The sequence below is a fragment of the Candidatus Zixiibacteriota bacterium genome (assembly GCA_016933955.1).
Lineage (GTDB): Bacteria > Zixibacteria > MSB-5A5 > GN15 > PGXB01 > JAFGTT01.
Genome location: JAFGTT010000036.1, coordinates 175,446 through 190,859, shown reverse-complemented (window position 1 = coordinate 190,859; position 15,414 = coordinate 175,446). Strand labels below are relative to the sequence as shown.

The 15,414-nt window shown below is 47.8% G+C and carries 15 protein-coding genes; 12 read left to right on the top strand and 3 right to left on the bottom strand.

Annotation, left to right across the window (positions count from 1 at the left end; genetic code table 11):
* Nucleotides 1-27 precede the first annotated feature (27 nt).
* A complete protein-coding gene (locus JXQ28_13535) occupies nt 28-1,467 on the bottom strand; it encodes a (Fe-S)-binding protein (protein ID MBN2278754.1) in 1,440 nt (479 codons plus the stop codon).
* Nucleotides 1,468-1,989: 522 nt separating this feature from the next.
* Here JXQ28_13535 and JXQ28_13530 point away from each other — a divergent pair.
* From JXQ28_13530 to JXQ28_13490, 9 genes are all read left to right on the top strand, one after another.
* A complete protein-coding gene (locus JXQ28_13530; GenBank protein ID MBN2278753.1) occupies nt 1,990-3,030 on the top strand; it encodes a DUF1847 domain-containing protein in 1,041 nt (346 codons plus the stop codon).
* Between the two features lie 61 nt (nt 3,031-3,091).
* Entirely contained in the window at nt 3,092-3,628 is a 537-nt protein-coding gene (locus tag JXQ28_13525; GenBank protein MBN2278752.1) for a universal stress protein, read from the top strand.
* Between the two features lie 121 nt (nt 3,629-3,749).
* On the top strand, nt 3,750-5,066 hold the full coding sequence (locus JXQ28_13520; protein ID MBN2278751.1) for a sigma 54-interacting transcriptional regulator: 1,317 nt from the start codon (nt 3,750-3,752) through the stop codon (nt 5,064-5,066).
* 167 nt (nt 5,067-5,233) lie between these two features.
* Entirely contained in the window at nt 5,234-5,803 is a 570-nt protein-coding gene (locus JXQ28_13515; GenBank protein MBN2278750.1) for a GNAT family N-acetyltransferase, read from the top strand.
* On the top strand, nt 5,800-6,402 hold the full coding sequence (locus JXQ28_13510) for a GNAT family N-acetyltransferase (GenBank protein MBN2278749.1): 603 nt from the start codon (nt 5,800-5,802) through the stop codon (nt 6,400-6,402). The genes JXQ28_13515 and JXQ28_13510 overlap by 4 nt, the downstream gene beginning before the upstream one ends.
* A 306-nt stretch (nt 6,403-6,708) precedes the next feature.
* The gene (locus tag JXQ28_13505; protein ID MBN2278748.1) at nt 6,709-7,464 is read left to right on the top strand and encodes a class I SAM-dependent methyltransferase; all 756 of its coding nucleotides are present in this window, start codon (nt 6,709-6,711) and stop codon (nt 7,462-7,464) included.
* 199 nt (nt 7,465-7,663) lie between these two features.
* Nucleotides 7,664-8,362, top strand: a complete 699-nt coding sequence (locus JXQ28_13500) for a DUF4332 domain-containing protein (GenBank protein MBN2278747.1) — start codon at nt 7,664-7,666, stop codon at nt 8,360-8,362.
* 89 nt (nt 8,363-8,451) lie between these two features.
* Nucleotides 8,452-9,417, top strand: coding sequence for a hypothetical protein (locus tag JXQ28_13495; GenBank protein MBN2278746.1), 966 nt, complete (start codon nt 8,452-8,454; stop codon nt 9,415-9,417).
* A 180-nt stretch (nt 9,418-9,597) separates the two neighbouring features.
* Nucleotides 9,598-10,308 carry a DUF4386 domain-containing protein gene (locus JXQ28_13490; GenBank protein MBN2278745.1) on the top strand — a complete coding sequence of 237 codons (711 nt, stop codon included), beginning with the start codon at nt 9,598-9,600 and terminating at the stop codon, nt 10,306-10,308.
* A gap of 35 nt (nt 10,309-10,343) precedes the next feature.
* On the opposite strand, the gene JXQ28_13485 is transcribed toward JXQ28_13490, so the two are convergent.
* Nucleotides 10,344-11,099, bottom strand: a complete 756-nt coding sequence (locus JXQ28_13485; protein ID MBN2278744.1) for a phospholipase A — start codon at nt 11,097-11,099, stop codon at nt 10,344-10,346.
* A gap of 783 nt (nt 11,100-11,882) precedes the next feature.
* Here JXQ28_13485 and JXQ28_13480 point away from each other — a divergent pair.
* Genes JXQ28_13480 through JXQ28_13470 form a run of 3 tightly spaced genes read left to right on the top strand, consistent with a single transcriptional unit; the run spans nt 11,883 to nt 13,627 of the window.
* The gene (locus JXQ28_13480) at nt 11,883-12,857 is read left to right on the top strand and encodes a terpene cyclase/mutase family protein (protein ID MBN2278743.1); all 975 of its coding nucleotides are present in this window, start codon (nt 11,883-11,885) and stop codon (nt 12,855-12,857) included.
* A gap of 47 nt (nt 12,858-12,904) precedes the next feature.
* Nucleotides 12,905-13,306 carry a hypothetical protein gene (locus JXQ28_13475; protein MBN2278742.1) on the top strand — a complete coding sequence of 134 codons (402 nt, stop codon included), beginning with the start codon at nt 12,905-12,907 and terminating at the stop codon, nt 13,304-13,306.
* A 3-nt stretch (nt 13,307-13,309) separates the two neighbouring features.
* Nucleotides 13,310-13,627, top strand: coding sequence for an antibiotic biosynthesis monooxygenase (locus tag JXQ28_13470; GenBank protein MBN2278741.1), 318 nt, complete (start codon nt 13,310-13,312; stop codon nt 13,625-13,627).
* A 129-nt stretch (nt 13,628-13,756) separates the two neighbouring features.
* On the opposite strand, the gene JXQ28_13465 is transcribed toward JXQ28_13470, so the two are convergent.
* Nucleotides 13,757-15,397 carry an NAD(P)/FAD-dependent oxidoreductase gene (locus JXQ28_13465; protein ID MBN2278740.1) on the bottom strand — a complete coding sequence of 547 codons (1,641 nt, stop codon included), beginning with the start codon at nt 15,395-15,397 and terminating at the stop codon, nt 13,757-13,759.
* Nucleotides 15,398-15,414: the final 17 nt, after the last annotated feature.

Genomic DNA, 15,414 nt, shown 5'->3' with positions numbered 1-15,414 from the left:
AATATTCACAGGCCGGCATAGCGCCGCTCACATTTCAAACATAGCCGCTTCTTCTTTACGTTCCTTCGGGGATTTCCCGCCGGGAACGTGTATGGCCTTGAGTATCAAATCGTGCAGGCCCATGATCCGGCAAGGTATCTCGTAGTACTCGACCAGTTCTTTTAACTGCTTTTTGCAGTTGGCGCACGGGGCGATACAGATATCAGCACCGGTAGCGCGAAGCTGTTCCGCCTTGACCTTCCCCGCGACACTCATACGGAATTCATGTATCTCGTCAACCGATACAAGTCCGCCGCCGCCGCCGCAACAGTAGTTGTCGCGGCCGGAGGGCGTCATCTCGACAAAATCTTTCACGAAGGAGCGAAGTATCTCGCGCGGTTGATCGACTATCCACCCGGAACGGGCAATATTACATGGGTCGTGATAAGTAACCCGCTCTGTTATAACGGAATCATCGAGCGTTATTTTTTTCTTGCGCAGGCAGTCGAGGGTGTATTCCATAAAATTCGTGACCGGGTAAGCTTCTTTTCCGCAGTATATCGGCACAAAATCATGCGCCGAGCGGGAAGCGTGACCGCATTCGCCAATGAGGATACGTTTACCCTTGAGACGAGTCACCTCCTCGACCAGTTGTTTGATGATGTTTTCGAGATGCCAGTCGGAATAAAAAAGGCCGTAATTAATACCATCGTAATTACCCGTACCGATTGTCCAACGGTCCCAGTCACCAGAGGCGTACAGGACCAGGGCGTTGCCCATAAGCGTCTCCGGTTCCATGAGATAATCGCTGACGGCGCAGAAAAAGACATAGTCACGCTCGGCTTTATCAACCGGGAAATCGAGCTTAACCCCAACCATTTCCTCAATTTCCTCCGAGAGAAACTCCAGCGTGTTCAACATGGCGACCTTGGGGACCTTCGAGGTATTATGCGTCTCACCCTCGAGCTGTTCCCGGACACTCACCTGGAGCGCTTTGGGGACGATGCCCAGAATACTGAGGATATATCGTCCCAATCTCGTTATCAGGCCATGGTCAACCCCCATCGGACATTCCAGGGTGCAGCGGCGACAAGCTGTGCAACGGTAGAAACCGTCCGCCATATCGTCGATAATTTCGTCGGTCAGCTCAAAACCATATGTGAACCGGGATTTGACCCAACCGCTGATAGTGAAATATCTTTTGTAGGTATCGAGTAAAAGATTGGTGCGATAGCAGGGGATATCGCGCGTATTGCCGGTGGCCATAAAAACCGGGCAGGCAACGGCGCAACGGTTGCATTTCGCGTTTGACGTACAGTACGAATCAAGCAACGGCCGGTAGTCGCTGTACTTGAGAACTGCCGCGAAAGCCTCGAGAAAACGCTCCACACGGTTTTCTTTGACCGGGTTCTCTATATAATAGGGATATTGCCGCGCCGGGGTCAGCTTCGCTTCGACTGTGGTTGCCGGAATAGTTTCTCCATCCATACTAGTACTTCCCTTATTTTCAGGTTTTGTGATTTTTGCATGCAAAGCGCGTACCGATTTGATGAAAGGCGTTCATAAAGAACCGTGTGAAAGACAGAATGGAGGGGGATTAATTCCCCTTGTCCCTTAATCAACAAGTCCTTGAAGAAATTTAAAAGGTGCTTTACCGGATTGATTTCTCAGCCACACGGCACGAAAAATAGGATGTAAAGAAAGCAAAAACGAAAATATGGTGTTGCGTATGATGCAACATAAGTTGCATTGGGAGACATGATGCAACGTTTGATTGCAAATGCGGTATAATGTGACATGACTTTTTAACAGTATCTTTGAATAAAATTATTCTGCCTGTTAAGTGATTGTTATTTATGGGGATAGTGTTTCAATGTGCCTCTTGATAGCAATATGAGTTGTTGCATGAGAGGCTTTGTTAAGGCATCACAACCCTTGGCGCAGAATCTCAAATTATCAATAATGCGTTTGGCACACCAATTGCCAGCAGTTTTGGCAGGAGGAAAGACCATGAGATATGGAATTCCAATACTGGGTGATCGCATTGCGCCGCGTTGTACTTTTGCGGACTCTGTTCTGCTGGTGGTCCTCAGGCGCAACCAGGCCAAGCGTGAAAACCGGGTGATCCTGGCACATCACAGCATGGCGGACCTGGTTGATATCCTTTCGGAATACCGGGTCGATACCCTCATTTGCGGCGGTATCAGCCGCGAATCCCGTGAGTTTCTCGATTCCCGTGATGTTACAATAATCGAAAATGTTGTCGGCACAATTGACGAACTGATAGCGGCCCTTTGTACCGGTAACCTTCGCAGCGGTTACGGACTTGAACATACACGTGATACGGCCAACCGACCGGATGGGGCTGATAAAAAAGCTGAGGCAGGCACGAGTCCCGACGATCATACCGGTTCAGTCAGTGAAGGAGAAAGACGAGGAATATCGGAACGGGAAGCCGATTGTCTGGTCTGTACCGACCTTGCCTGTCTTCGAGGAAAATCCTGTAAATTATCAAAAAGATTTAACGGCGGCCCGGTCGTGGACCAGGAAACAGCCAGGATGCTGGAGGCCTCGCTGGATATATCGAGCGAACGGGAGCGCACGCTCTGTCGTCTTTCCGAGTTGATTTATTTTTGTCTGGAGATGCGATACCGGCGTATTGGTGTCGCTTTCTGCGAGGATTTACGCGAGCCGGCCGAGATTCTGGTGCGGGTCCTAAGACGTTTTTTCGAGGTTTTCCCGGTGTCGTGCAAGGTCGGTGGAAAAACCGATCCGGCGACATCAACAGCGGAAACCAACCCGAATGATAAACAGCAGTATGTAATCTGCAATCCGAGGGGGCAGGCGGATATCTTAAACAGCCTTGATACGGACCTGAACGTCATTGTCGGTATCTGCATGGGCGCCGACTGTGTTTTTACCCAGGCCAGCGAATCACCTGTCTCGACTCTTTTTGTCAAAGACCGCTCGCTGGCGAACAATCCTATCGGGGCGGTCTATTCCGACTATTATTTGAAGGAAGCGGTCCAGGCCTCGGCTCGGACTAAATGATAAGTATGATTAAGAAAAAATATTTATTTTTTAATCACCGAATTATCGGTGGGAGGTTTATATGGCTATTCCAACATTGAACGCGGTCGGTTTTTGTGCTCATTACTCGGAACCCGGCGACTGGGCTTTCGATTACGCCCTCCGTCTTTCGCGCATCCACCAGATACAACTGAACGTCTTCCATTTCCTGAGTGACCCGTACAACCCGGCTGACAACAGTGTTGATTCCCTGCCCGATGCCGAGCGGATAAAACTGGCTATTGAGCGCGAGAAGGAACTGCGGCTGTATTACGACCAGCGCGCCGGGGATTATCTCGATGTCGGTTTCAGGTTGTGCGAGCATGCCGAATGGGTCGAGCTGCATCGCTGTTTGCTGGTGCGTGAGTTCCAGGTCCTGGTGCTTGGATACGTGGGTGACAAAGCGCATTTCGGCAAGAAATCAATCGAAGAATTCGCCGAGTCGTTTATCTGTCCCGTGGTTCTTGTCGGTCCGGACCGCTCGGATCGCTACCATCTCAACAGCCGGGCGGCGTTGATTGCCGATTCTCTCGGACTGAAGGAAGAGAGCTGGTCGCCGATTAAGTCAATCTCGGCCTGATATCCAAGTGGCCGGGAAAGGCGGAGTTGCGATACCGGGATTATTTTCCAAATACTCTTGTGTCGACCTGTAAATGATATATATTGTATGAAGCGAATGGATTAAAATCGTGCCGAACGGGATTAACGTGGAAGAATCACTGAGCCGTCTCATATTTGACAGTATCAACGACGGAGTTTTCACCGTTGATCAAAATTGCGTGATAACCTCGTTTAATCGTTCGGCCGAGAGAATTACCGGCTTTCGCGCCGTGGATGCTATCGGCAAGCACTGTTTCGATATTTTTCGGACCGAGGTTTGTCATCGCCAGTGCGCTCTCAAGGATACCCTGAAAACCCGCGACCCGGTGGAAAATGCCCGTGTCACGATTATCACCCGCGAAGGCAACGAACTGCCTATTCAGGTAACGACCACCATGCTCAAGGGCGATGACGGCGGCCTGATTGGAGCGGTGGAGTTTTTCCGCGATATCTCCGAGATAGAGCGACTTCGCCAGAGTCTCGAACAGAAACAGGCGCTTGAAGATATCGTCAGTGTCAATCACCAGATGCACAAGCTGATCAATCTCTTACCCGATGTGGCCAAGTCCGAGTGCAATGTTCTTATCCAGGGACCGAGCGGCTCGGGGAAGGAACTGTTCGCACAGGTTATTCACAATCTCAGTCCGCGTCGGTACGGACCGTATATCAAACTCAACTGCGCGGCACTGCCGGCCAACCTGCTGGAATCGGAGTTGTTCGGGTACGAAAAAGGGGCTTTCACCGACGCCAAGAAAAACAAGCCGGGGCAGTTCAGTCTGGCCAACGGCGGGACCCTGTTGCTTGACGAAATCAGCGAGATGGATGTTGCTCTGCAGGTGAAATTACTGCGGGTACTCAACAACGGTGAGTACCGGCCGCTGGGTTCGACCAAGATGCTGCATACCGACGCCCGCATTATAGCCGCCACCAACGCGGATTTGGAGCAAAGTATCGCCGAGGGACGGTTTCGCCAGGACCTTTTTTACAGAATCAATGTTGTCAATATCATTATTCCTCCGTTGAAAGACCGCCCTGAGGATATCCCCCTTCTGGCGAACCATTTTCTGAGGCTTTACCGCAAGAAGAGCGGCAAACCCATCGAGCGGATAGCGCCCAACGCCGTTGCGGCCCTGCGCCGGCATCCCCTGCCGGGCAATGTCCGCGAACTCGAAAATGCAATCGAGCATTCATTCGTAATGTGTCACGGGCCGGAAATATTACCGGAACACCTACCGCTTCACATTTCCTCGCAGGTGGCCCCCCGAGGGACAGGGAACGGAAGGGAGCAAAACGAAAAGGAAATTATCCTCGAAGCCCTGCGTCGATACAACGGTAATCGGTCACAGGTTGCACTTGAGTTGGGGATGCATCGCACGACCCTCTGGCGTAAAATGAAAATGCTGGGAATCGCTCCGTAATTCTTATCATCTTCAAAACATGATAGAATAACGTAAATTAGCGAATTTGGTTTCGGTTTGTCCGAGTGCTGTTTCAGGGGGGATTCAAATATTTATGATATCACCCGCTTAATCAATCATTTATATCTGCTGTCCCCGCTTTCAAGCATTGACTTTTCGGCAACAGAATGGCAAAAAAAGACGTATCCAAAGATATGATTGAAACTGAGCGATTGATACTGCGAAGAATGAGAGAAGATGATGCGGGAGCTTTTTTTGAGATTTTCTCAGATCCGATTGCTATGCGTTACTTTGGTGTGACATTCGATCGGCCAAGGATGGACAAATGGGTACGAGACAACCTCGAGCACGAGCAACAGCGCGGCTTTTCGCTACTTTCAGTCGTCTTGAAAGACAATGGTGAAATCATTGGCGATTGCGGTCTGGAAACTGATGAGATCGACAGCAGACTTATAGTCGGCATCGGATTCGATTTCAAACGTTCCTATTGGGGCAAGGGATATGCGACTGAGGCTGCAAGGGCGGTAATGGAGTACGGATTTACCAACCTTGAGTTTGACAGTATCTTCGGTTGGATCGACCCCAAAAACGGACCCTCACGGCGTGTGGCTGAAAGAATTGGCATGAAGATGGAGAAATTCGTCGTGCGCGGAGGTAAGACGTACGCGCTGTATGGCATTAAGAGGAAGGAATGGGATACAGCGAAATTGAAGAGTAACGGAAGTCAGTTATTATGATGCCGAGAAATCATCCGGACATTCCAACATCCTTTGAATCTCGACGCCTGCACCTCAGATCATATTGTCCCGGGGATGGACCCTGTTATTACGCAGTTGGTCTTAGAAATCGAGAGCACCTGTTACGTTACGAATCAGACAATATTGTCATGCAGCTCAGGAGCGAGCAGGATGCCGAGGATACCGTTCGCGAACTGGCAGAGCTGTGGGAGAAACGCAAGAGCTTCTTTATTGGCGGCTTTGACAAGTCGAATCAGCAGTTTGTGGTGCAAGTATATGTCGGTCTCATCAATGGCGACCTGCCGGAATATCAGATCGGATTCTTCGTCGATAGAGGCTACGAGGGACAGAGCTATGTAACAGAAGCGGTCAGGGCGACACTCGAGTTTATCTTTCACTACCTGGAAGCACATCGCGTGAGCGCGGAGTGTGATGAGACCAATACTCGAAGTATTCGCGTGCTTGAGCGATGTGGAATGGTAAGAGAGGGCAGTTTACGCGAGAATAGGCGGAATGCCGATGGGAGTATCAGTGGGACTCTTCATTACGGATTGCTCAAACAGGAGTTTGATGATCTGCACCGCCAGATGACCATGTGATCGAAACTATTACCAACCACGTTCATGCGATTATCTTCCATAGGCTTGCTCTAATCATAACATGGCCGAGCCGCAGCTAAAGCTGGAAGTTCACAAAAATTTGGGGAGAATGATATCCGGACAGCTTAATTTCTCCATCGGTCCGGATTTTTTTATTGAAGATTATCAATAATGCGATTAATTTTGCCAAACAGGCTGGCGAGCCGGGTTTCTGCCCGACGCGAGCTTTATTGAAAATATTACTCGGAGGGTTGGTTACCCGTAATCGTATTCATCCTTTTGGGAGTTCATATTCAGGAGTCTCAGATGCAGGCATATGGTCGGGATTTCGCTTATATATACAATTTAAAGTGGTCGGGCTTTATCAACCAGGTGGCGCCGCGTATTCTCGATTTCTATGCTTCCACACCAATAGGTCAGGCCAATAAATCAGTCTTGGATCTATGCTGCGGTGCCGGCCATCTTGCTGTGCATTTTCTGGAAAAAGGATATAAGGTCGTTGGTATTGATCTGTCGGAACACATGCTCCACTATGCCAGAGAGAATGCCGGCCGATTTCTTGAATCCGGTCAGGGCCGGTTCGTGAATGCCGATGCAAGCGATTTCACATTGAATGAACGTTTCGGGCTGGTTGTTTCCACCTATGATTCGCTCAATCATCTCGATAATGAACAGGCTTTGACCAGTTGTTTTCGTTGCGTTCACGCGGTCAGTGACGGTTACTTCATTTTCGACCTCAACACCCGAAAGGGTTTGAGACGCTGGAATAATATCCAGGTCGATGAAAGCAGCGATGATACTTTGATAATCACGCGCGGTATTTATGACGGACAGAGTGATAAAGCCTGGACCAGAATCACTGGTTTCTTTGTTATGCCGGAGGGATTATATAAACGATTCGACGAAACCGTATCCAACACCGTCTTTGATATGGAAAGGGTACGAAAGGCGCTGCTTGAGGTCGGTTGGAAGAATATCTATTTTGCCCGAATTCAGGACCTATCGACCTCGCTGGCTGAACCTGAGGAGGAGGGGCGAATCTTTATAGTCGCCGGCAAATAATCCTTATTATCCGGACAGGGATTTTAGATTTGAAATTATGCTAAAATAATCTATATTTAACAGGCTGGATAGAGGTTTGCTAAAATCTTCCGAATGTCACCGGGCGATATTGGCAAGAATGATCAGTTTCCCCGACATCTGGAATTGACGCGGGTCATAGGTAGCTAAGAATTAATTTAACTATCGAGGAGATAGAACCATGGATGAAAAAGGTTTCCTGCAATATCTAAAAAGGAGGGGGAAAAAGGAAAAGGTCGCCGGGGGGTTGGCCGGTCAGGTTCAGGCATTTGAGGCTTACCTGTCAGGGAGACGAAAGGGTGGAGCGGATAAGGCAACAAAGCAGGATATTCTGGCATATGCGGAAAGCCTTGATAAAGCCGAGGCCAAGAAACGGATGCGGGGTCTGGCCTTATACTACAGGTTTATTGACAATACTCCTTTGGCTAATCTGGCGAGTCAAATGCGTGAAAAGGAGATTGCCGGGACCAGAAAGGCCTTTAAGATTGGGGATTTTCGAGATGTGGATGAAGAAAACATCGCAAAACTGGAAGCCATCGGGATTGTAACCGTTGACCATATGCTGGCGGCCGGTAAAACGCCCGAAGACCGTCGTCGTTTGGCCGAACGGACCGGTATTCCCTCGAAGGCAATCTTGGAATTGGTCAAGCTTTCTGATCTGTCGCGTCTGGGGGCAATTAAAAGCGTGCGCGCTCGGCTATACTATGAAGCCGGATTGGATACGCCTCATAAATTCGCCAAATGGGAGCCGGATGCATTGCGGCAGATGCTGATTGATTTCGTAAAGAAAACCGGATTCAATGGTATCGCTCCCCTGCCCAAGGAACTAAAGAATGCCATTGAAAAAGCCCGGCAATTGCCGAAAGTTGTACAATATTGATAAGGCCTTTGGTATCAAAATGAAATTCAAATACCTTGAATCGGGTTACGAGTAATTCATATCATCAGGCCGGGGAAGGAGAAATTATTATGTTTGAAAGAAAGCCAAAGGCGGCGGCTCCATTAGGTTGCCTGATTTGTTTATTGATTTTATCCGGTGTGATCGGAAAAACCGAAGAAATGCGGGATAAAATATCTGAAGGGCTGACTGAAGTTGCCGCCGGCAATGAAGAACAGAAAATGTCGGCATCCGAACCTGAGGATATATACAAGCCGACTTATTTCTTTCCCAATATGTACGACTCCGGTATCGATGATGGCAATCCATATATTCCGGAAACATATTTTCACCTGCTCTCGATCCCGTTCCAGGGCAGTTTCAAAATACTGCGGGTGTACTGCAAGAATCCGTGTTTTTCAAAACCTGTAAATGTCAATCAGTACAGTTTTGGCGTTCAATTTCTGGATAGATGTCAAAATGATGAGATCCGTCTTGCCGTTTATGACCCTTCCGACAGAGTATCGACATATCTGGGTCTTATTCGAATGAAGCATGGCTCGAATCATGGCGGCATTTTCATGCCTTTGGCTCTCACCGGCGATAATCGCCATATCGTCCTGCAGGCCTGGATGGGTTCTCCGGCCGCCGGCGGAGGCCGATGGGATTACGGTTATGCCATGATGCCGATCAAAGAAGTGGCTGATGATACGACCTGTCCGGAGATTAGCGTAATTGCCACCCCGGGCGCTCAATTCTATGATAATTACAGCAGGGTTGTTTATCTCGACAATAGCGGCAATATGCCGCAGTATGCACAACCCGGCCCGTTACATAACAGTGGCGCCCTGTTTTTCCGTGATCTTATTGCCGATACAAGTTCCATAATCCTCGAGGAGGAAAATACCAACTATCAACTGGATAGAATCGATACCGTTAAGCAGATTATAAATTTGACGGCGACATTGTACGAATTCAGCGACACCTGCCCCAAAAATGAAGTGGGTTACTCCTGCGCCCGGACAACCACCTCCGCCAGGAGTATCCCGTTACCCTGATTGTTACGGATCTTGCTTGAAATACCTGAATCTCAAACGGGTTTGGGTGACCATGTAACAGAAGGTTTTTGCGAGCATAAAAAAACCTCTTGCACAACTCCCGTTTAAAAATATCCCTATCCCTTTTCATTTATTGACGTAGGGCTTTTTAAAAAAGGGTAAGAATGGGAAGCGATAAAAATGACTGATTATCTTAATGATATTTCACCCCGAATGGCCGCAAAAATCGCCGGGGCAGGGTATCTGGTAATCATATTATGTGGTGTTTTTGCGGAATTCTTTGTCCGTTCCAGACTGATTGTGCCGGGGGATGCGGCCGCCACCGCGAGCAATATTATGGCTTCGGAATTTTTATTCCGCATCGGTATCGCAGGGGATCTGATAATGCTTGTATTTGATGTGGTGGTGGCTCTGGCGCTTTATGTATTACTCAGGCCGGTGAATAAGAGTCTGGCGCTGCTTGCGGCCTTTTTCAGATTGACACATACTGCGATTAATGGAATCAACCTGCTCAATTCTGTATTTGCTTTATTACTTGTGAATGGCCCCGGTTATTTGACATCATTTCGCCCGGATCAGCTGTATTCCCAGATGTTACTGTTTCTCAATGCTCATAGTTATGGATATCTTATTGCTCTGGTATTTTTCGGTTTCCATTGTCTTATCCTCGGTTATTTGATTATAAAATCAGATTATATTCCCGGAGTTCTGGGTATTTTGATGATAGCGGCTTCTTTCGGCTACCTGATAGACAGCTTTGCCAATATTCTTTTATCCGGCTACGCCGATTACAAAACGATATTTCTGATTATTGTCGCCGTGCCTGCAATCGTTGCGGAATTATCGCTTTGCCTGTGGCTTTTATTCAAAGGCGGGGAAATCCGGATATAAAAGACAATGTATTATGCTGTTAATCGATCCGAGGTTCATCTGGAAAACATGATGCCAAAGCCGATTCTGGTCAAAGACCTGTTGTAATCCACCAGACTCTCACCGTAACCATGAGATATCCTCACGATAAAATAACTCATTTCACTCCTGGGCACCGGCACTCCATAACTAAGGATAAGGCCCCCCTTACCTGTATTAACATTGCCCCGGAGCATCAGGTGCAATAAGTGATGCCATGAGAATCTGTAGAATAGCTGAATGTCGCTGTAGCCGAGAAAATCAGTGATATCCGGATTGTCATCGCCAACAGCCGCCTCCGGATATTCCTTCTTGTCTTCAGGAATGCGGTAACGAAATTTGAGATATAAAAGCAAATTGGAACAATAATAATAAGGCGATATGTATAACAAATTCCAGCTCCGTGAAATGGGAGGCTTCTGACCGTTCGATTCGTGTTCGAAACCTATATCCGCACCTACCTGTCCGGAATGGAATGGAAACCGTTTGGTGCGATAGAATAGTTCCGGGTTATAATTAGTTTCGCGGAATGGGGCGGAATTATTATGATCATAGGCCTGCCAGAAAGAAATCTGGGTATAAGCGAAATATACCGGTAAGTCGAATATGCGGTGTTTTGCACTCATTTGAAATACCGCTTCTGTTCTTGCCCCGTTGTACTCGTCGGAGAAGGTAGCCGGCAACATAAACATATCTTTATGTAATGACAGGCCCGGTCCGGTTCGAATCAACTGGAAACTCTCCGGCAGTTGCTCGGCGTGAAAAGGTTTCACAAAAAAAATGACCAGCAAAAAAGAACAGGAAAGAATAGACGTGCACCTGGTTATAGGCATTGTTACAAGACCTCTTCTCATGCTCAATTCTGGTTTACGGCAATTGGCCCGGTCGAAACTTATCGATACGGAATGTGTTATTCCGCACTTCCATATTGATAATGCCGAGCCTTATACTTGGTCATAGAAAAAAACCTCTCCCGATCAGAAATTCCAGACAAAGTCGATATACGGGATCCAATCGACTGCATCATCCAATGTGTTGCCATATATATCTTCTTCATCGCTTCCGTCGTCGTAAGAAAGTCCGATCCCGATATCGACGGTCATTTGTTCCCCTAATAATCTTATCCCGGCCATACCGATCATTTTTTGATCTGCTTCGCCCGGAATCCCGACCCTTCCTTCACAACTCTACCCGCAATTTTCATATGATTTTAAATTTAAAAATCATAGGCTATTTTATTCAAGATGTCAATCGAAATTAGTCATCAGTCATGTTCGATTATCATCCGTTTGCTTCCATCGAAAAGGCTATAGTTTAACCGAATCGGGGGAAAGAAGCCCGGGGAAATTAATATTGGTATTGTCATGGGCTTTAAGATAGCCTCAGTATTAACAAAGGTTTTTTCTTTGGAAGTCTTTAACAACGAATTAACTTTGCCATTACCGGAGGATGGATATGATTCAGAATCGAATCGAGCGACTGTCCTGTCTCTAAAAAAGGTCATAGTTATTTCAGGCTGACAGATTTCCTGGAAATGTTATTTGGGGAACTCAGAAATGGCAAAAGAGCTACGTGAAATCTGGGAACTTATACCGATTGAATGGCTGCTTGGCAGAGAGGCTTTTGTCAAATATCGAACCATGACTGACCTTCTGGGCAGAAATGAAAATGATCGTGAAGTCCTCGAAACCAAAAATTCAATCATTAGATGTAAGCCAATCAGGCGAATATTGGAGAGACAGAACACCGATGAATATTGGGGTAAGCCAAACGATATTTATAGCTGGTGGCCCAAAAAGGATACTACCTTCTGGATTCTGGGAGTCCTGGGGGATTTTGGTTTGGATCGGGATCATCCCCAAATAGCCGCCGCTTGCGAATATGTTTTCAGAACTCAACTCCCCGGTGGGGGATTTGGATGGGCGCCGCCGCCAACTCCAGCCGATTGTTTTACCGGTATATTGACCGAGTCCCTGGCAAAACTGGGCTATGTCTCTGATCCAAGGTCGCAGAAAGCCTATGCATGGCTTCTGAACCGACAACGACTTGACGGCGGCTTCTGGTGCAAGAATACCGGGCTTCCGGGAGGTTCCCGGGAGAGAGAGCCAAGTTGCGCCTTTGCCACTCTGTGTGTGATGGGAGCCTTCGCCCGAAATCCGGATCTCGCCGATGGCGAGTCAGTCAGAAGAGGTTTAAAATTCCTTTTAAAATGCTGGGAAAACAGGGGGAAAATCAAATATGCCGGTCATGATTCGGAAATCGGCCGGGGCTGGGAAAAACTGAAATATCCTTATACTGATTATAGAATTCTGAAATATCTTGAGGTCCTTTCACAATTTGAATTGATAAGAAATGACCCCAATGTACATGAAATGATTGATTTGCTTCTTGGCAAGGGTGATACCTCCGGCCGTTATTTTGCGGAGTCTATCCATAAAGCCTGGTCTGATTTCGATTTCGGTCAGAAACGTATACCAAGCAGGTGGATAACATTTCTGATGTACCGCATTATAAAGCGGTTTATTACCTAATTCTTAATATTTCTGACTGGTTCTAAAAACACTATATTTGATCCGATATGAATCAATCGAAGGCCCATCTTTATTGGTACCTGATTCTTCTCCTCCTGCATCTGGCTCACATAATCGAGGAGGTCTGTGGTAGATTCCGGGCCATAGATATCCTGGGAAGTATGGCAATATTTGTAGCGGTTAATGTCGTCCTGTTCATCGTGCCGATAGTGGTTTTCATATTTATCTGGAGAGGATACCGCCGGGCGCTGTATGCCGGGTTGGTCTATGCCATTCTGATGACCCTTAATGGCCTGGGGCACATCACAGGTTATCTTGTTACCGGCAGGTATTTCGGCGGTTTTGCCGGAGCTATCAGCGGGATCGGTTTTATATTGGTAGCTCCTTTGCTGGTGGCCAGCCTGCGCCGTGAACTGCATTGCCGGGCCGATAAAGCGAGAAAGGAGTAAATTATGATCGGACGCATCTGGCATGGGTACACCACTCCTGAGAATGCCGATGTCTATTTCAATGTGTTGAAAACCGAAGTCCTCCCGGGAATTGCCAAAATGAAAATCCCGGGTTACCGGTCAATTCAGGTATTGCGGCGGCGACTGGATAATGAAGTCGAATTTATAACCGTAATGTGGTTTGACTCGCTGGAAGATGTCAAATCTTTTACCGGCAATGATTATGAAGTCGCCCATGTTCCGGCCAGAGCGCGAGAAGTGCTGAAACGCTTTGATGAGCGTTCTCAGCATTACGAATTGATCGAGGAACTTCATTATTAAGGCCGGGATGGATAAATCCCGGCCCTGATATTTATCGGCACACATCCAATCGATATGGCAATTTGATTGAAAAGCGCTTTATCAAATCTTGTCCATAATAGAATAAGCGAATAGCATCCCGAAATCGATCTATCCCCAGTTCTTCATGATTTCCCCGAAACAACTCAAGCCGCTCCAGATCACTCCGCCATAACCGCCTCCCGGTTGTGTCCAGGCGCCCGACAGGTACAAATTTTTGATCGGGGTTATCTGAGGCAAACGATTGGGCATGGCGTTATTAAGAGTCTGATCCCAGCCATATATCCCGCCGCGGTAATTGGTGGTGTAACGGACATTGGTCAGTGGGGTTCCGATTTCCTTGACCTCAATTGCCTCGCGTAAACCCGGCATCAGGGTCTGTTCAACCCGATCGATCAGGTAATCGGCAATTCGTTCCTTATCGGCCTTATAGGCCTCCTTGCGATTGTTGAAATAATCGGTTTCGTATTTTTTCCAGTAATCGTACCCCATCAGGGAGATGATATTGACGGTATTCTTGCCTTCCGGCGAATAACCCTTATAGAGGTTATCGTAAAGAGTCAGGCCGTACCCGCCCTCATCTTCGATTCGCCCCTCGACCATGGCGTTGAATGCGGCTTCATAATCATAGCCGGTCATATAAAAAATCTCGGTATCTTTTAATCCCAGCTCGCCGACCAGGTCCTTTTTGAGACCGAGCCATACCTGAAATGATGAAAGCGATACCGTATATCCGGATATCTTTTTAAGATAATCGGTCAAATTGTCTCCGGGTGTCATGAGTTTTTTGAAAGTGTCGGGGACATTGACATTGGAAATGACGGCCCGGGCATGATAAGTTTTATTGTCGGCCGTGCGGACACCATATGCGGTGCCGTCTTTAATAAGTATTTCATCGACGGCGGTGTTAAGGATCACTTTACCGCCATGCCCCTCGATAAATTTAACAAAACCGTCCGAAATCACCTGCGAGCCGCCTCTGGAATAGTAGCCTCCGTTTTCAAGATATCCCATAAACGGAAGGGCATAGTAAATGGGGGATAGTTTCGAAGGCGGGAGACCATAGTATCCCCATTGAACGTTTATGATACCGCGGAGTTTGATATCCTTGATATAAGAATCGACTATTTGTCCCCAGGGCTGGCTGTAGGCTTTGAACAGGCAGGGATAATCGAAGGGGAATTTCCCATAGTCGATCTCTCCTTTCTGACTCTGGAGTTTGCCTATATCGCTGTTGATGCCCCGCATGGTTTCGAACAACGAATCGATACCCGGGGCTTCATCGGGAAAAAGTTTCTTGAGTTGATTGATATATCCGTCAGGATCACATTGAGGGCAGGTGATATCATAATCGGGGAAAACGGCGCGAAAGGTGCTGGGATGAGGAACAAATTCCACTCCGGTGATTTCAGGGAATCCCTGAATATACCGCCGCCCGTCTTTCTGCGGTACTGACGTCGAATGCAGCGATACATCGAACTGAAATCCGCCGGGGCGTTTGAAGGTGGTGGCGTATCCTCCGGCGCGGGTATGTTTTTCCAGCACCAGGGCCCGAAATCCCTGCCGGGCGAAAGCCGCCGCCGCCGACAATCCGCCCAGTCCGGAACCGATTACGATTACATCCCAACTTTCGGGATCGCCATCCGAGGCGAATGATCCAAGCGGAAAAACCGACCAGTCAAAAGCAATGACCGGAGCGCTCGCGAGAATCATTTTAATAAAATTCCGTCGTGACTGATGTTCGTTTATCATAAAAACCTCCCGAATTA